The 17,963-nt window shown below is 36.8% G+C and carries 13 protein-coding genes; 11 read left to right on the top strand and 2 right to left on the bottom strand.

Annotated elements, in window-relative coordinates:
* The first annotated feature begins 426 nt into the window (after window positions 1-426).
* From asnB to MOK21_RS05625, 4 genes are all read left to right on the top strand, one after another.
* The gene (asnB, locus tag MOK21_RS05640) at window positions 427-2,274 is read left to right on the top strand and encodes an asparagine synthase (glutamine-hydrolyzing) (RefSeq protein WP_249072977.1); all 1,848 of its coding nucleotides are present in this window, start codon (window positions 427-429) and stop codon (window positions 2,272-2,274) included.
* A gap of 406 nt (window positions 2,275-2,680) precedes the next feature.
* The gene (locus MOK21_RS05635) at window positions 2,681-4,294 is read left to right on the top strand and encodes a putative polysaccharide biosynthesis protein (RefSeq protein ID WP_249072976.1); all 1,614 of its coding nucleotides are present in this window, start codon (window positions 2,681-2,683) and stop codon (window positions 4,292-4,294) included.
* A 9-nt stretch (window positions 4,295-4,303) separates the two neighbouring features.
* The gene (locus MOK21_RS05630) at window positions 4,304-5,017 is read left to right on the top strand and encodes a pseudouridine synthase (protein ID WP_249072975.1); all 714 of its coding nucleotides are present in this window, start codon (window positions 4,304-4,306) and stop codon (window positions 5,015-5,017) included.
* 153 nt (window positions 5,018-5,170) lie between these two features.
* Complete coding sequence (locus MOK21_RS05625; RefSeq protein ID WP_249072974.1) at window positions 5,171-6,685, top strand: GGDEF domain-containing protein; 1,515 nt, start codon at window positions 5,171-5,173, stop codon at window positions 6,683-6,685.
* Window positions 6,686-6,825: 140 nt separating this feature from the next.
* Here MOK21_RS05625 and MOK21_RS05620 read toward each other — a convergent pair whose 3' ends face one another.
* The gene (locus tag MOK21_RS05620) at window positions 6,826-8,001 is read right to left on the bottom strand and encodes an MDR family MFS transporter (RefSeq protein WP_249072973.1); all 1,176 of its coding nucleotides are present in this window, start codon (window positions 7,999-8,001) and stop codon (window positions 6,826-6,828) included.
* Between the two features lie 772 nt (window positions 8,002-8,773).
* Window positions 8,774-8,995 carry a DeoR family transcriptional regulator gene (locus MOK21_RS05615; RefSeq protein ID WP_049667439.1) on the bottom strand — a complete coding sequence of 74 codons (222 nt, stop codon included), beginning with the start codon at window positions 8,993-8,995 and terminating at the stop codon, window positions 8,774-8,776.
* Between the two features lie 355 nt (window positions 8,996-9,350).
* Here MOK21_RS05615 and pepV point away from each other — a divergent pair, with 355 nt between their 5' ends.
* The 7 genes from pepV (at window position 9,351) to MOK21_RS05580 (ending at window position 17,259) form a co-directional block, all read left to right on the top strand.
* On the top strand, window positions 9,351-10,757 hold the full coding sequence (gene pepV / locus MOK21_RS05610) for a dipeptidase PepV (protein ID WP_249072972.1): 1,407 nt from the start codon (window positions 9,351-9,353) through the stop codon (window positions 10,755-10,757).
* A gap of 28 nt (window positions 10,758-10,785) precedes the next feature.
* Entirely contained in the window at window positions 10,786-11,640 is an 855-nt protein-coding gene (gene dat, locus MOK21_RS05605; RefSeq protein ID WP_249072971.1) for a D-amino-acid transaminase, read from the top strand.
* 303 nt (window positions 11,641-11,943) lie between these two features.
* Window positions 11,944-12,948 carry a nuclease-related domain-containing protein gene (locus MOK21_RS05600; protein WP_249072970.1) on the top strand — a complete coding sequence of 335 codons (1,005 nt, stop codon included), beginning with the start codon at window positions 11,944-11,946 and terminating at the stop codon, window positions 12,946-12,948.
* A gap of 3 nt (window positions 12,949-12,951) precedes the next feature.
* Entirely contained in the window at window positions 12,952-13,890 is a 939-nt protein-coding gene (locus MOK21_RS05595; RefSeq protein WP_249072969.1) for a diacylglycerol/lipid kinase family protein, read from the top strand.
* Between the two features lie 83 nt (window positions 13,891-13,973).
* Window positions 13,974-14,621, top strand: coding sequence for a tRNA (guanosine(46)-N7)-methyltransferase TrmB (trmB, locus tag MOK21_RS05590; protein ID WP_249072968.1), 648 nt, complete (start codon window positions 13,974-13,976; stop codon window positions 14,619-14,621).
* 12 nt (window positions 14,622-14,633) lie between these two features.
* A complete protein-coding gene (locus MOK21_RS05585; RefSeq protein WP_249072967.1) occupies window positions 14,634-15,497 on the top strand; it encodes a YtnP family quorum-quenching lactonase in 864 nt (287 codons plus the stop codon).
* A gap of 535 nt (window positions 15,498-16,032) precedes the next feature.
* Entirely contained in the window at window positions 16,033-17,259 is a 1,227-nt protein-coding gene (locus MOK21_RS05580) for a carboxylate--amine ligase (RefSeq protein WP_249072966.1), read from the top strand.
* Window positions 17,260-17,963: the final 704 nt, after the last annotated feature.

Genomic DNA, 17,963 nt, shown 5'->3' with positions numbered 1-17,963 from the left:
TAACGTGGAGTTGATTTCCGTTCCGACTGGGCGCTTTGCCGCTGACGCTTCGCTTTCGCGCAGAGCAGAGCTTCCTGGGGGCGTCCGATGAGCCGCTTCGCTTCGCTGCAGGGTCTCATCTGTGACGCTAATCCCCAAGGAGTCGCCCAGTCTCCACTACAATCAACTTATACACATGACATACTTTTTATCACAATGTCATCCAAAACTTTCGGTGATGAGCTATCAGGTGTGAATTTTAGATGGAAGATTGAAAATTGAAGTGTTTTTAAGAGAGATAAAGTGCTCATTGGTTGGACGAATAATCAGTGTTGAATAACCTCACTGATGAAAGTTTTGCTTTATCTATATTGTCAGTATGAAATGAATGTCTTTTCATGCTATTATGGTAAAGGTTATGCACTAAATTATGAGGTGAAAAATAGAATGTGCGGATTTATAGGCTATATTAATGGAACAAATGTCATCGATCATCATCAAACGATCGAAAATATGATGAATACAATTATTCACCGTGGACCTGACAGCGGCGGGATTCACAGTGATGATACAGTAACGTTAGGATTCCGTCGATTAAGTATTATCGACTTATCAGACGTGGCAAATCAGCCATTGTACAGCGCTGATGGTAACATCGTTCTCGTATTTAACGGAGAGATTTTCAACTTCCAAGAGCTACGTGCTGATTTGGTTGAAAAAGGTCACAACTTTAAAACTCAGTCTGATAGTGAAGTTATTATTTATGGTTATGTTGAATACGGTGTTGAATTTGTGAAAAAACTACGCGGAATGTTCGCATTCTGTATTTGGGATAAAAAGAATGATTTACAATTTATCGCTCGTGATGGCTTTGGTATTAAGCCGCTGTATTACACAGAAAACACAACGGATGGTACTTTTATTTTCGGTTCAGAAATTAAATCATTTTTACCACACCCATCATTTATTAAAGAGTTAAATAAAGATGCGTTGCGTCCATATTTAACGTTCCAATATTCTTCAATGGATGAAACTTTCTTTAAAGGTGTGTACAAATTACCACCAGCACACTATATCCTTATTAAAAATGGACAAAAGCAAATTGTGCAGTATTGGGATAAAAAATTCCATGCAAAAGAAGCTCCAATTGAAAAATATGTTGAAGACATTCGTACGACAGTGAAAGAATCTGTAGAAGCTCATCAAATAAGTGATGTAAAGGTTGGTTCTTTCTTATCAGGTGGTATTGATTCAAGTTATATTACTTCATTATTACGCCCTGATAAATCCTTCTCTGTTGGTTTCTCCGACTACGAGGATATGTTTAATGAAACAAATCTAGCAAAAGATTTATCTGATACATTAAATATTCAAAATGAGCGTAAATATATTTCGGCAGATGAGTGTTTTGAAGCATTACCAAAAATTCAGTGGCATATGGACGAGCCGCAATCAAACCCATCTTCTGTACCACTTTACTTCCTTTCTGAGTTAGCATCGAAGGATGTAACCGTAGTACTTTCAGGTGAAGGTGCGGACGAAATATTCGGTGGCTATGCATGGTATCAAAACTCTGGCAAAATGCAAAAATATGAGAAGGTACCTTTTGGTATCCGTAAAGCGTTACGTGGCCTAGCAGAGGCGTTACCTAAAAATCAATATACGAACTTCCTTGTTAAAGGTGGTCAAACCGTAGAAGAACGCTTCATTGGGGAAGCGGTTGTATGGGATGAAGAAGATGCATTAAATGTCTTGAAGCCAGACTATAAAAATGGTCCATCTGTAAAATCGATTACTAAACGTATTTACGATGAAGTTCCAGGTGATGATGATGTTACTAAAATGCAGTATCTTGATTTAAATCTTTGGATGCCTGGCGACATTTTATTAAAAGCGGATAAAATGAGTATGGCTCATTCGATTGAATTGCGTGTACCGTTTTTAGATAAAGAAGTGATGGAATTAGCGAAAGACATCCCATCAAGATATCGTGTCAATGATATTGATACGAAATATGTTCTTCGTCAAGCTGCACATCAGGAATTACCTGAAGAATGGGCAAAACGTCCAAAGCTTGGTTTCCCAGTGCCAATTCGTCACTGGTTGCGTGAAGAAAAGTATTATAAGTTGGTAAAAGAAATGTTTACAACTGATTTTGCCAATGAATTCTTTGATACAAAACAATTAGTAGGCTATCTAGATGAGCACTATGAAGGTAAGGCAAATCGTGGACGTTATATTTGGACAGTCTATGTGTTCCTAGTATGGTATAAACAATTTTTCGTAGATATGTAATAAAGAAGTAGCTTTAATCGGTGGGGGTTTTCTTAATCTCCACCGATTATTTTAAGCCTTCTATTTCCGTAGGGGACATAACCGTTATTTTTATTGATTCTCTAGAACTTTTTCATGTATTTATGCGTCTGTTTACCTATAAATATGTTAAGATTACAGTTGGTTTACTTATTTAATATTTTACTAGGAAGTGCTTTTCTTGCTGCTTTGCTGAATTTGGTTAAGATAGTGCGGTAGTTTTAACAATGAATAAGAACCGTTTTTTATATGGCAGCGTTTGCAAGTTCTTAAAAGGGCCCAGGTAGTAGAAGAAACCTCAGAGGCGCCTTTTAAACGGAAAAGTTTTACAATTTTTCCTAAGTGTTACGATAATGAAAATTGATTTTACGATGAATGGATGGGTACAATGTCCAATTTAATGAAAGGTACTGCGATATTAACAATGGGGATGTTTTTATCGAAGGTACTCGGATTAATTTATATTTTTCCGTTTTATGCGATTGTGGGTGAGGAAAATGTTGCCCTCTATCAATATGCATATATTCCCTATTCTATAATGCTAGCAATAGCTATCTCGGGTGCACCAATTGCTGTATCCAAATTTGTTTCTAAATACAATGCATTGGGTGATTACCAATCAGGCCGCAAGCTAATGAAATCTGGCATAGTTATAATGATGTGTACTGGGTTCGCGGCGTTTATTGCTCTCTTTATACTAGCTACGCCAATAGCGGGTCTAGTGATAAAAAGTGATGAACAGGCATTTACGGTAGCGCAAATAGCCTCAGTTATTCGCTGGGTTAGCTTTGCATTAATTGTTGTGCCATTTATGAGTCTTTGGCGGGGCTTTTTCCAAGGTTATGACAAAATGGAGCCTACAGCGGTTTCTCAGTTAGTTGAGCAAATTGTTCGTATTGTTGTGTTATTGGGTGGTTCTTTCTTAGTTGTGGTAGTTTTCAAAGGGAAACCAGAAACAGCTGTTTCCTTTGCAGTATTTGCTGCATTTATTGGGGCAATTGGTGGGTTGCTAGTACTTTACTATTATTGGAAGAAGTATCAACCTGAATTTGATTTACTGCGCAGTCAAAGTGTGACGTCTACACAGCTACCAATGTCCAACATATATAAAGAAGTAATTACGTATTCAATTCCGATGGTATTTGTAGGCGTAGCCAATCCGTTGTTCCAATTAGTGGATATGCTAACATTTAATGGAGCTATGATATCTATAGGCTTAGCTGAAGTAACGGATAAGTATTTATCAATGATTAACTTTACAACACAAAAGGTTGTCATTATCCCAGTAATGTTAGCTACAGGTTTTTCGTCGGCACTAGTACCAACGATTACAAAGTACTTTACGCAAGGTGAATATTTATCGCTACGACATGCAATGGATAAAACATATCAAATATTAATTTTTATTACATTGCCTGCGGTAGTTGGAATTTCATTATTATCGAATGAAATTTACTTTATGCTCTATACTGAAAGTGAGATGGGGGCTATGATTTTAGCCCATTATGCACCTGTTGCTATTTTATTTGCTTTATTCCAAGTGACAGCAGCTCTTTTACAGGGCATTGACTTCCAAAAGTGGATTGTCTTAAGCTTATTAACTGGAATTTTCGTCAAGCTAGCGATTAACATTCCGTTAATTCGTTGGATGGAGGCAGATGGCGCACTTCTTGCTACAGCTATTGGCTATAGTGTTTCAATTATCATTAATATGCTTGTGCTACGACATACACTGAACTACAAATCAGAAATGGTTATTCGTCGTGTCATGCTCATTTCTCTTTTGACAGCGGCAATGGCGGTAAGTGTACTAATCGTTCATAAACTTTTAGAATTATTAATGGGTCCTGTAGATGGTAAATTCTCTGCATTAGTGTATTCTGTTATTTGTGCTGGAGTAGGTATAGCAGTGTATGGCTTCTTGTCTTTACGTCTAGGCTTAGCACAAAAACTTCTCGGTGAACGCTTAACAAGAATTACGAACAAACTGGGATTTAAATAGGAGGTACGAATGCGATTAGATAAATTACTGTCGAATATGGGTTATGGGTCACGCAAGGAAGTTAAGCAGCTTCTAAAGCAAAAAGCAGTGACAGTGGATGGTGCGTATGTGAAGGATGCAGCATTACATGTTGATCCTGAAAAGCAGGAGATCTCCGTATTTGATGAACGTGTGATGTATACAGAATTTGTATACTTCATGATGAACAAGCCTCCTGGGGTTATTTCTGCAACGGAAGATTTACGAGATGAAACGGTCATCGATTTATTAGATCCTTTACATCAACACTTCCAGCCTTTCCCTGTTGGTCGTTTGGATAAAGATACAGAGGGATTATTGTTGATAACAAATGATGGCGTTTTAGCACATAATTTATTGTCTCCTAAAAAACATGTACCGAAGGTTTACTATGCTCAAATAGAAGGAATTGTGACTGAGGACGATTGTGAAAAATTTGCTCAGGGTGTTGAGCTTGACGATGGCTATGTAACAAAACCAGGAGAGCTTATTATATTAAAATCTGCTCAGCAATCAGAAATTGAGTTAACGATTCAAGAAGGTAAGTTTCATCAGGTGAAGCGTATGTTTGAGGCAGTAGGAAAACGTGTAACCTATTTAAAACGCCTATCGATGGGCAGCCTAAAGCTAGATGACAGTCTAGAATTAGGTGAATATCGAGAATTAACTGCTGAAGAGCTAGCCTACTTAAAAAATAGGGAGTAATGGATGCCTCGATGCTAACGAAGATTAGCATCGAGGCATTTTTTATATACATACATATACCAGTAACGGTATAATTAAAATAGTCTATCATACTAATTAATCTCTAAATGTTTCTGAAAAAAATGATGGTGAAAATAAGTAGAGGACAAGTTAATGAAAAACTTAAGAATTAAATTACTAATATCTTTAATTGCTTTTGCATTAATACTCGTTGCTGTAATTTCTTATGTCAACAGGCAAATACTCGTAGCTGATATAGAAAAACAAGAAGTTTTGAATAGAACATTAATAGAAAATCATATTCTGACAGATATGCAAACAGTAGATAATGCCCATTCTTATTTTGATAAGAATCTTTCTAACAAAATGGAAGAAGTACTACAAAAATTAATTACATCATATGAAGAAAATCCATATTTAGCAAAGTGGGATTTACAGAAAATAAAAAACGAGTATGAAATGGATGTATATATACTCGATCAATCAAATACCGTAATTTATACAACCTTTGAAAAAGATAAAGGCTTAAATTTTTCCCAATGCTGCCATCGTTTTTCTGCTTTACTAGACGAACGTCGATCAAGTGGGGAATACTACACTGATGGTATTGATATTTCAACAACTACTGGGGGATATCGGAAATTTGGATATTTGGCAACTCCTGATAAGAAATATTTATTTGAGGTTGGTATAGATTTACTAGAGGATCCTGTATTTCAAACCTTTAACTTCGGAAAGACGGCTGACTATCTAATTGATAAATATCCTGATTTATTAGAAGTACAAACGATAAATGCGGGAGGGGTTTTCTTTGACGATTCTCGTAAAAAAACTGTAAATGATCAATCGGAAATATTTCAAGAGCATTTTATGTTAGCAAAAAAAACGATGAAGCCAACGGAATATCAAAAGAAGTTTAAAAATGGCTATATCGAGAGATATCGTTTTTTACCATATCAAGCAGAAGAAAATCGAGGAGAGTCCTCTAAAAGGGTTGTTTATGTAAAGTATGGCAATTTAACAGAGGTGAGAGCGCTAACTAAAAATACAAAGCAGTTTCAGATTCTGCTTTGTATTGCCTTAGCAACTTCTTTCATCATGCTATTAGTCATCAACAAACTTCTATCTAAAACATTTCAACTCGCAACCTATGATCCATTAACGAATGTTTATAATCGTGCTACCTATATTAGAAAAATGGATGATTTAATAAGAAAAAGGAAGACAAATCAACCTGGCTTATTGCTGCTAGATTTAGATAATTTTAAACAAGTAAATGATCAGTTTGGCCATGTTGAAGGGGATAAGATCCTTATTGAAACAGCAAAAATTTTAAAACAAGAAGTAGGGACAAACGGCTTTGTTGTTAGATTTGGAGGGGATGAATTCGCAATTGTTTTATACGATACGAGAGATGAATATATGGAAAAATTAGCGAATTCGATTTTGGAGAAAATTCATCACTTGAAATATGCGGATCAAGTTTCTATTGATAGTTGGTCCGTACTTTCAGTTAGTATGGGTGGTGCCAATTGCATACATCCAGATGAGACAGAAAGAAGCCTATTTGAACGTGCAGATAAGGCGTTGTATCAATCAAAGAATGCGGGTAAAGACCAATATACTAGTTATAAAGAGATTGCTGAAGAAAAAAGCAAAAGCTATTAAAAAAGTTTAAAAAAATTATATGTTCGCTCCATTCCTACTAGTGAGACTAAGCAAGTATTTCAAATGCTTGATGTCGCTGATGGAAATGGAGCAATTTTTTTGTCTGCAAATAATGCCTGGAAAAACGCATCGGGTACACTTTATGTTTGTTGCGGCTTAAGCTTTGATCTATAAAATATACAACTGCATAAAACAAGAACAGCTATAACCGCAAACATTGCGTTCATATAATGTGTTAGTAACCACCCACCAATAATTGGTCCAATAAAGCCACCTAGATTTTTAAATTGAGCTGCTCCCAAATAGATTCCCTTTTGTGTATCAGGGGCAATCTCATCAATCATGATACTCATAGTCGGAAAGGCGAAGATTTCACCAATCGTGAATATAATCATAGCGATCATATATAGGGGATAGTTATTGGAGAAGCCGAATAATAAAAGACCAAATGCCAAAAACAGAATCCCTACTAATAGAGTAGCTGTCGATGAAAAACGTTCAGAAAGTATACTTATCGGTAATTGTAGTAATAACACAACTGCTGCATTTAGCGAAATGAGGAGAGAATAGAGCTTCGCACCATCTTCAATTTTAAGTTCAATGATTTGTGGCAGTGTTGAGTCAAATTGAGAGTAACCAATATTTATTATAATCGCCCCAAAAATAAAACTTAGTAGTACACGATTCGTCAATAGAATCGTAAAGGTTTGCAGTATTTTAGTTGGGGCTGAAGCTTTTTGTTGTTGCATTTCATAGCGATTTAAAACGAAAAATAAAAATACGGCATAAATAATATACATTGCCCCTGTCAGCATGAATGGAATATTTGGACTGGACAATTGAGAAATATAAACACCAATAATAGGACCGATTACAGCCGCTATGTTAATCGCTGTGTAACGAAGTGAAAACAATCTTTTTCGATTTTCGGCAGGAGTAAAATCAATCATTAATGCTTGTGTCGAGGGTTCAAAGAAGGAGCGACATAAGCCATTCAGTGCGTTTAATATGACGAAGAACCAAACTGTATGGGCTGTTGCAAAGCCAAAGAACACAAAGCTCCAAACAACAATAGTCAGTAAAATGACGCTTTTCCTACCAAATAGGTCAGTCAAATAACCCCCAAAGAACCCTCCAACAGTGGAGATTAACGGTGCAATACCAATTGTCAAACCTATTTGTAAAGGGGATGCTTCAATTTCATTATGTAAGTAAATTGCTAAAAAGGGCATTGCCATTAAACTTGCAATACGTGTGAAAATAGTTCCCCCTAAAATAATCCAAACTAGGGGATGAAACAGTTTAGGAAGTTTCATAGAAAATCCTCCTCTCAAAAAGTAGAATGTTTCGATTTTAACGGATTGTTAATGAATTGTAAATAGTCGGAAAATATCTGGGGAATGAATGTTATAAAAATGAATTTAGCAAATATAGGGGGATTTAGGGAGATGCTTAGTGTAAATAAGGTTAATCACCATAACGTGGGGTTGATTTCCGTTCCGGCTGTGCGCTTTCCTGGGGGCGTCCGATGAGCCGCTTCACTCGCTTTGCTCGCTCCAGGGTCTCATCTGTGACGCTAATCCCCAAGGAGTCGCCCAGCCTCCACTCCAATCAACTATCTCAAAGCATACGCTTTAATAAAAATCATTCCTAGTTTTAGTGATGAGCAAAAAATGATTTCATCAATATAGTAATATAGTTCATAACAATAACGTGGGGTTGATTTCCGTTCCGGCTGTGTGCTTTGTAGCTGCCGCTTCGCTTTCGCTGCAGAAAACATTTGTTGCTGTCGCTACGCTTTCGCACAGATAAAACATTGTAGCTGCCGCTTTGCTTTCGCGCAGAGCAAAGCTTCCTGGGGGCATAGCATAAGTTTTAACAAATGGCATCAAACAACGAAAGATTAATTAATGCAAAAGGTTAAGTCATCAAAAAATTGAATGACTGAAATGGAGGAACAGAATTTTATAAGAAACTAATGACAATTAAACATAATGCCTACAAAATAGTAGAGAACAAAAAAAGAATGACCACGACGAAAGGTCATTCTTTTCCCATTCAAAATGCTTTACGTATTATACGTAAAAACTAAGACGTCAATTTTACTTTTTTCTTCGTCGTTGTCCATTTGCCTCGACTTGGACTCATCACCAAATCGTTAAAGGCTAACACGTTCAAATCTCTTTGAACGGTGCGAGGAGTGATACTAAACTCTTCGACTAAATCCTGTGTAGACACGGTTCCTTTGTCTAAAATAAACATGTACACATCTTTAATACGATTAAGCATTCGATCAGTAGTTGGTTTCATAAATGAACCACTCCTTCATCTTAATTCTCTTGGCAAAGACTAGCGGACGACAATATGTGCGGAGTGCACTTAGGCTAATAAGTAGCTGCCTTAGACATCCCCTTTTCTAATTTTATATTCAGAAAAATTATTCTGATGACTTCATTATATAGAAAAGCTAGCCATTTTTCTAGTGAATGCAAGGGAAATTTACAATTAAAACATAAAATTTATACTGTATTTTGTGGGAATAAGTGAAAAACGTGCTATATGTGGTAGCGTTAGTAATATGATTTTGAAAAGTTGTAAGAAAGACGATTGTAATTTATGTTGTAAAGAGTAGAATAATGTTAATACATTGAAGGAGGTCCATCGTATGGATTGGTTACAAGCTGCAAAGGAAAGGCAAGATGAATTAATACAAGAGTTACAGGAGCTTGTGCAAATTAATAGTGTTCTCGATGAGAATACGATTACTACTGAAGTACCTTTTGGGGATGGTCCACTGAAGGCTCTTGAATGGTTATTAGCAAAGGGCCAAGCTGAAGGACTGCAAACTAAAAATATCGATAATTATGCAGGTCACATACAGATGGGTGAAGGTGATGATTTATTAGGTATTTTATGTCACGTTGACGTAGTACCAGTTGGTGATGAAGCAGATTGGACATACCCACCATTTAGCGGCACTGTAGCAGATGGTAAGCTATTTGCTCGTGGCGCAATAGATGATAAAGGCCCAACAATTGCGGCATGGATGGCCATGAAACTTGTCAAAGATGCAGGCATTGAGCTTAATAAAAGAGTGCGTATGATTATCGGGACGGATGAAGAAACAGGCTTCCGCTGTGTCGACCACTATTTTAAACATGAGGAAATGCCGGCGATTGGATTTGCACCAGATGCGGATTTCCCGCTCATCAATGCTGAAAAAGGCATTGCAGAGCTAGTGTTCTCTCAAAATAAAACAGGCGATGCTTCGAAAGAACAGCTATTACTATTTAATGCTGGAAAGCGACCAAATATGGTACCTGATTTTGCAAAAGCAACAGTGCAGTTCGTTTCCTCACAATTCGAACAGAATTTTCACACATTTTTAAGCAAAAATCAGCTAGAAGGCTCTTTATTAATCGAGGGTTCTCGCTATATAATAACTATCAAAGGTAAGGCAGCCCATGCAATGGAACCGGAGAAAGGTGTCAATGCCGCTGTTTATCTTACAGCATTTTTACAACAAGAGTTGACGACAGAGGTAAGTAAACAATTTGTCGACTTTACCGCAGATGTTTTTTATCAAGACCATTATGGTAATAAGCTTGATTTACAATTTGAGGATGAAATGTCTGGTAAAACTACATTGAATCCAGGCATTGTAAACTATGATGTCTCTAAAGGCGGCAGCATGGTTATTAGCATGCGCTATTCTGTCACATATCCGTTTGATGAAAAAATCACGGAAGCACAACGTTTAGCTGTGGCAAAAGGATTTTCATTGGATATTCAAGATGACTCAAAGCCTCATTATGTAAGTGAGGATGATGCATTTATCCAGACTTTAGCAGGTATCTATAGACGTCAAACAGGAGATTATGAAACGCCTTTACTTTCTACAGGTGGTGGTACGTATGCACGTGTGATGAAAAAAGGTGTGGCATTTGGCATGCTGTTCCCGGGTGAACCTGACGTGGCGCATCGTGCGGACGAGTTTGTCGTCATTGAAAATCTCATTAAAGCAACAGCTATTTATGCTGAAGCAATTGTTGAACTTGCAGGAAACAAATAAATTATATATGAAAAGGATGAATTTAAATATGGCATATTCATTATGGAATGATCAAATCGTTGAAGAAGGATCAATCGCAGTATCTCCAGAAGACAGAGGTTACCAATTTGGTGACGGTATTTATGAAGTGATTAAAGTTTATAACGGAAACATGTTCACAGCACAAGAACACATTGATCGTTTCTATGCAAGTGCCGAAAAAATTCGTCTTGTTATACCTTATACTAAGGATGTATTACACAAATTATTACACGAACTTATCGAAAAAAATAATTTGGAAACGGGCCATGTTTACTTCCAAATCACACGTGGTACAACTGCTCGTAATCATATTTTCCCTGATGCAAGTGTTCCAGCTGTATTAACAGGAAATGTTAAAGCTGGCGAGCGTTCATATGAAAATTTCGAAAAAGGTGTTAAGGCTACCTTCGTAGAGGATATTCGATGGTTACGTTGTGATATTAAATCATTAAACTTATTAGGTGCTGTACTGGCAAAACAGGAAGCATCTGAAAAAGGCTGCTACGAAGCTATTTTACATCGTGGTGACATCGTAACAGAATGTTCATCAGCAAATGTTTACGGCATTAAAGATGGTAAGCTTTATACACACCCTGCCAATAACTTCATTTTAAACGGTATTACACGCCAAGTTATTTTAAAATGTGCTGAGGAAATTAATTTACCAGTTATTGAAGAACCAATGACTAAGGCTGATGTATTATCAATGGATGAGGTAATTGTCTCATCTGTATCTTCTGAAGTAACACCTGTTATCGATGTTGATGGAAACAAAATTGGTGCTGGAGTTCCAGGAGAGTGGACTCGTAAATTACAACAAGCGTTCGAAGCGAAATTACCGCTTTCTATTAATGCGAAATAAGAATCTTCTAAGAGAACTACCTTAAACTTGGGTAGTTCTCTTTTTCTATAGAACAAATTATGGATGTTTTCTCCTGAAACGTCATGTAAAATAAATAAGATGGACTACAGAATAATTACTATCGGGATTTAAAGAAAAAGTCCAAATGTCGATGTAATGAATGCAAATGTCTATTTATCTATAATTCAACAACGCGACAGCTATAAGGCGAAATTGATATTGCGATTGGTTTGCCTTCCAAGCAATAGTGGCAAAATAAGCAAATTAGATATAGGGCGAGTAAGATTGGAGTGACCAAAACACATGGCACAATTGGTGAAATTACAAGATTATATTTCACGCTATCAAATTGATTTAGCAAGATACCCAACACAATTTGTACGCTTAAAGCAAAGTCAATGGGAGCGTGTTAAGCGACAGTGGGAGTTGGGAGAAGAAATTAGTGAGTGGCAACATACCGACGACGATTCAGAAAATGATTCTTTCGCAGAAAAAAAGAGATTCTCTTTATTCAAAAAAATATTCGCTGGTCGTCAGAAGGAAGAAAATGAAGACGTTGAACAGATAGAAATATCGAATGAACTAGTGAGTGATGAAGATATCATACCGGAGGAAGAAACGACTTTAACATTTGAACCTAAAATTGTCTATACACCGCAATCTATTCATGAATTAAAACGAATGTTTATCGATCAATTTTTCCATTTCCAAATGAAGTGGGCAAGTTCAACACTACGTGAAAAGTCGTATGTAGATCCTCGTTTTATGCGTGATCCCTTACTACGAAATTTGTTGCAAAAATTACCAGATAACTATTTGCTTTTTTATTATCCTATTTTACAAATTAGAAAAGCGCCTATAGAGCTTGATGTTGTGCTAATGTCACCGACAGAATGTATTTGTATAACAGTGCTACAAGCGGAAAATCAAGCAGTTTATGTGGGAGGCAGTGAACGATTCTGGATTAAAAAAGTAGGGACGAAGGATACGAAAGTCCTTAATCCGATGATAAGTTTAAATCGAATGGAGTCTGTTTTAACTCAATTATTTAAGCAGGACAATATAGATATGCCGATACGGAAGGTTATTTTAACACAGAATGGCTATTTCGATTATCCAGGGTCTCCTTACGGAATTCAATTTGTTGATCGTCGAAATTATGGAGAGTGGATGGAGCAATTAAGGAAAGTTTCCTCTCCCATGAAGCATATGCAAATTCGTGCTTCTCAAACGATTTTAAACAATGTACAAACAACATCCTTTAATCGTGATATTTGGAAGCAATCTTCTCAAACAGCTGGGGATTAGTGAATGCAAGTATTATTTATTGTGAATGAAGCAGCGGGACATGGAAAAGGTAAGAAAGTTTGGTATCGCCTTCAACAGCATTTAACAATTAACTATGAAGTTGCTTTTACAGAGTATGAGGGACATGGACAGGAACTTGCAAAAAATTGGGCGCAAGATGCTCAAACAAAAAAATTAATCGTTATTGTTGGCGGTGATGGCACAATACATGAGGTTGTTAGTGGCATTGTACATAATAAATTTATAGTGATTGGTGTAGTCCGTGCTGGCTCTGGGAATGATTTCGCACGATACTTTACTACATTTAAAAATGCTTCTCAAATTGAAAGCTATCTTTCAAAAGAAATGGCTAGCCTCCCGATGGATGTTGGTACTGTTCAGTTTGAAGATCTACAGCAGGAGATATTTGTCAACAATGCTGGTGTGGGCTTTGATGCGTATGTTACAAAACGTATTAATAAATCACGTTTGAAGTTTTACCTCAACAAAATAGGGCTCGGTAAGCTATCCTATGCAGCGGCTGTTGTAAGAGGGCTATTTAGCTTTAAATGCTTTAATGTTACTATCCGTACTGGCAATCAAGAATGGCAATTTCAACAGGCGTGGTTTGTTGCGATGAGCAATCAACCTTTTTTCGGAGGAGGGATGAAAATTTCTCCCTCTTCAAAACCTGACGATGAACAAATCGAAATAACAATCGTTCACGGTATTTCACGCCTCAAATTGCTACTAGTTTTTGTTACAGTGTTTTTTGAAAAGCATACAAAATTTAAAGAAATTACTTTTTTGCAAGGCAATCAATTTACTATTTTCATGCACGAAGATGACGTGGATTGTCATACGGATGGTAACTATATTGGAGAAATTAAAGAGCGAACTAGGATTCATTGCGCAGTGCAACGTAATGCTTGGCAGGTTAAATCAGAGGAAAATATTGAATGAAATTATTTCATGCGAATTTTATGGTAATAAGTTATACTATAAAAAATCAATAATATTTCACAAGAAAGAAATGAGGAAAAAAATTGAGATTAAGAAATAAGCCTTGGGCGGAGGAAATGATTACGAATCATCCAGAGGTGATTGTTCCAAATCCTGAAGACTTTAAAGGAAATTGGAAGGCTATTTTCGGAAATGACAACCCACTACATATTGAAGTAGGTACTGGGAAAGGACAATTTGTCACAGGTATGGCCTTACAAAATCCGGATATAAATTATATTGGTATCGAGCTTTATGACAGTGTCATTGTTTGTGCATTGGAAAAAGTTTTAGAGGCTAAATCTCCAGCGAATTTACGACTATTAAAAGTAAATGGCGCAGATTTAAATAAATTTTTTGAAAAAAATGATGTAGATCGTGTGTATCTGAATTTCTCAGATCCTTGGCCAAAAACGCGCCATGCTAAGCGACGTTTAACGCACGGGGATTTTTTGAAATTATATGAGTCGATTTTAGTGGATGAGGGGGAAATCCATTTTAAAACGGACAACCGTGGTTTGTTTGAGTATTCGTTAATGAGTATATCTGAATATGGTATGTTACTTAAGTATGTATCACTCGACCTACATGCGAATATGCCTGAGGATAATGTTATGACTGAATATGAGCAGAAATTTTCAGCTAAAGGACAGCCAATTTATCGTCTAGAATCGCAATTCTTATCTAAATAGGGGGAGTATGGGATGGATCAGTTAAAATTTCACAGTATGTCATTATCATGGCTAAACGGGGGTGTCACTTGCCTTGATGGCGGTGCTATGTTTGGCGTTGTACCAAAACCACTTTGGTCACGCAAATATCCAGTCAATGAAAAAAATCAAATCGAGTTACCAACTGAGCCGATTTTAATTCAATATGGAGGCAAAAACTATATTGTTGATACAGGCGTTGGCTTTAACAAATTAAACGAAAAACAATTACGTAACTTTGGGGTAACTGAAGAATCAACATTAGCGGCTAGCTTACAGGAGCTAGGATTAACAACAGCTGATATTGATGCAGTATTAATGACGCATTTACATTTTGATCATGCTGGAGGTTTAACGCAATGGGAAGATGATGTGCTTGTCCCAACATTCCCAAATGCTAAAATCTTTGTAACGAAAATCGAGTGGGACGAAATGCGCGAGCCAAATATTCGCTCGAAAAATACGTATTGGAAAGAAAACTGGGAGCCAGTTCAGCACTTAGTAGAAACGTATGAAGGTACATTAGAGGTAGCGCCAGGCATCGAAATGATCCATACGGGTGGTCATAGTGATGGACATGCCATTATAAAACTGACTCAAAATGGTGAGGTATTATTGCATATGGCGGATATTATGCCAACACATGCCCATCAAAATCCACTATGGGTTTTAGCGTATGACGATTATCCAATGACGAGTGTCTATGCGAAGGAACGTATAATGAAAGAAGCACTTGCGAATGGCTACGGCTTTATCTTCTACCATGATGCCTATTACCGCATGATTAAATGGGATGAAACAGGTAAAGAAATTGTAGATAAGCTAGAACGCAGTAGACAAGCTGTTATTACATTTTAATTAATAGAACGTGTGAACCGTATGTGTTCACACGTTTTTTTATTGCTGTGTAGAAAATTATTGAACAATGAAATTAAGGTAATGAAACAGGTGTATTTATTGGTAAAATATAGGTTTATTATTGACTGATAAAAGGGATACTTTTGATATTTTGTTAATGTATGATTATTTTAACTGATTGTAGCGTAGGGCTACTCGACTCCCGCGGGAAAGCGAGACAGACGAGACCCTGGACAGAGCGAAGCGGAGGAAGCGGCTCGACGCTCGCCCGCAGGAAGCTTTGCTCTGTGCGAAAGCGAAGCGACAGCAACAAAGCGAGTAGCCCGTAGCGGAAATCAGAGCCTTTTAACTAATTAGAGTAGATAAAAATGGTTAATCAACAAGCTTGGTAATTAAATAAAGTATGGTACTTTGGCAAAACTCTGTTATGGTTTATAGCCTAATACTCCATTTTTTTGTCACTTTTTTCGTGAACATTTTGCAAAATATGATACACTAAAAGCTATACTAAAACACAAAAGAGAGTTGAAATTACATGGCAACTGAGCAACCATTTTTACCAGTATTACTAGGATCAGATATGAATGCATATGGTATGGCACGTGCATTTTATGAGGCATATGGTATTAAACCACTTGTATTAGGGCGTTCACATTTAACGGCAACGCAAGACAGTCATATCATAAATTTCCAAGAGATTGATCGCTTAAATGAACAGGATGTGTTTGCACCTGCACTTGCAAAGGTAGCAAAACAATATTCTGATAAAAAACTATTATTGTTAGCTTGTGGAGATGATTATGCAAAGCTTATTATCAAAAATAAGCCAGCACTACAGGAACATTTTACAGTGCCATATATTGACGAATCACTAATGGATGAAATTTTATTAAAAGAAAATTTCTATAAAATGTGTGATAAGTACGATTTTAAATATCCGGGTACGACGACTGTAACAGCAGACAATTACGAAAACTTTACACCACCATTTGATTACCCAATTATTTTAAAGGCTTCGAATTCGGTAGAATACTGGGCATGTAAATTCCCAGGTAAGAAAAAAGTGTTCATTGCAAATGATGAAGCTGAAAAAACAGCTATTTTAAAAGCAATCTATAGTTCAACTTATCAGGATACTATGATTATTCAAGAATTCATTCCAGGTGATGATTCGTATATGCGTGTATTAAATGCGTATGTAGGGAAAGATGGCAAAGTGAAGCTAATGTGTCTTGGAAACCCGATCTTAGAAGAGCATTCCCCTGAAGGAATCGGTAGTTATGCAGCAATTGTTACAACATACGATAAAGAATTAATGGATCAAGTACGCTTCTTCTTAGAGGATATCGGTTATACAGGATTTGCTAACTTCGATATGAAATATGATATGCGTGATAAACAGTATAAGCTGTTTGAAATTAATTTACGTAATGGACGTTCTAGTTATTATGTAACAGCAAGTGGTCATAATTTAATGAAATATGTAGCTGATGACCATATGTTAAATATTGAACAGGAAGTAACTTATGTTCAGGACAAGCATTTATGGATGGTCATTCCTAAGGGTGTCCTATTCAAATATGCATCCAATGAAAAGCTTAAGCTAGAAGCAAAAAAATTGATTCGTGAAGGGAAATACACAAACTCTCTTTACTATAATCAAGATATGAATGCGAAACGTTGGATGAAGCTAACGTTAAATAATTTAAATTATTATCGAAAGTATAAAAAGTACTTTAACAATAAAGGATTGACTGAGTAAAACAAAGAAGCCATCTCCAATAACAGAGATGGCTTCTTTCTTATGGTGTCAATGAGATTAACAAGTATATTAAATATAGCTATGGTTATTCGGCAAAGCGAGAGGGTGATTTCCGTTCAAGGCTACTCGCTTTGGCTGACGCTTCGCTTTCGCACAGAAAACATCTGCTCCGTGCAGGGTCTCGCCTGTCTCGCTTTCCCACGGGAGTCGAGTAGCCTTCCACTCCAATTTGTGAATGAACGCTATATGATAAAGTAAAAGGATTCACGCACAATTTTGTATGTGAATCCTTTTTGCTCTTCAAAGGTGGATGTCGATAAAAATTAAAAGTTAGGTGATAAAACGTGAAAGTTGGTAGATAAAATTCAAAAGTTGGTAGATAAAATTTGGAAGTTGGTAGATAAAATTTTAAAGTTGGGCGATAACTCCTGAAAAGGTCCCGCTCAAACTAAAAAGGTAAATGTCATTTTGTTAAAACGTATGTCACGCGGATAAGTTGATTGGAGTGGAGACTGAGCGACTCCTTGGGGATCAGCAATAGAGGAACGAAGGCTAAAACCATCACATCCTGTGATAACGCCATCGTGACCAAATCCTGCTGCTTCCGCTGCGCACCTGTTGGCCCAAGCGGCTCATCGGACGCCCCCAGGAAGCTCTGCTCTGTGCGAAAGCGAAGCGACAGCAAATGTTTTATCTGTGCGAAA

The organism is Lysinibacillus sp. BPa_S21 (assembly GCF_023337795.1).
Taxonomy (GTDB): Bacteria; Bacillota; Bacilli; order Bacillales_A; family Planococcaceae; genus Lysinibacillus.
This window is presented reverse-complemented; position numbering and strand designations above follow the sequence as displayed.

Excerpts from the sequence above, each read along its gene's own strand:
- MOK21_RS05585 (WP_249072967.1), top strand. The coding sequence starts at position 14,634 with ATGGATCAGTTAAAATTTCACAGTATGTCATTATCATGGCTAAACGGG.
- MOK21_RS05625 (WP_249072974.1), top strand. The coding sequence starts at position 5,171 with ATGAAAAACTTAAGAATTAAATTACTAATATCTTTAATTGCTTTTGCA.
- MOK21_RS05620 (WP_249072973.1), bottom strand. The coding sequence starts at position 8,001 with ATGAAACTTCCTAAACTGTTTCATCCCCTAGTTTGGATTATTTTAGGG.
- asnB (WP_249072977.1), top strand. The coding sequence starts at position 427 with ATGTGCGGATTTATAGGCTATATTAATGGAACAAATGTCATCGATCAT.
- MOK21_RS05615 (WP_049667439.1), bottom strand. The coding sequence starts at position 8,995 with ATGAAACCAACTACTGATCGAATGCTTAATCGTATTAAAGATGTGTAC.
- dat (WP_249072971.1), top strand. The coding sequence starts at position 10,786 with ATGGCATATTCATTATGGAATGATCAAATCGTTGAAGAAGGATCAATC.
- MOK21_RS05635 (WP_249072976.1), top strand. The coding sequence starts at position 2,681 with ATGTCCAATTTAATGAAAGGTACTGCGATATTAACAATGGGGATGTTT.
- MOK21_RS05600 (WP_249072970.1), top strand. The coding sequence starts at position 11,944 with ATGGCACAATTGGTGAAATTACAAGATTATATTTCACGCTATCAAATT.
- pepV (WP_249072972.1), top strand. The coding sequence starts at position 9,351 with ATGGATTGGTTACAAGCTGCAAAGGAAAGGCAAGATGAATTAATACAA.
- MOK21_RS05630 (WP_249072975.1), top strand. The coding sequence starts at position 4,304 with ATGCGATTAGATAAATTACTGTCGAATATGGGTTATGGGTCACGCAAG.
- MOK21_RS05580 (WP_249072966.1), top strand. The coding sequence starts at position 16,033 with ATGGCAACTGAGCAACCATTTTTACCAGTATTACTAGGATCAGATATG.
- MOK21_RS05595 (WP_249072969.1), top strand. The coding sequence starts at position 12,952 with ATGCAAGTATTATTTATTGTGAATGAAGCAGCGGGACATGGAAAAGGT.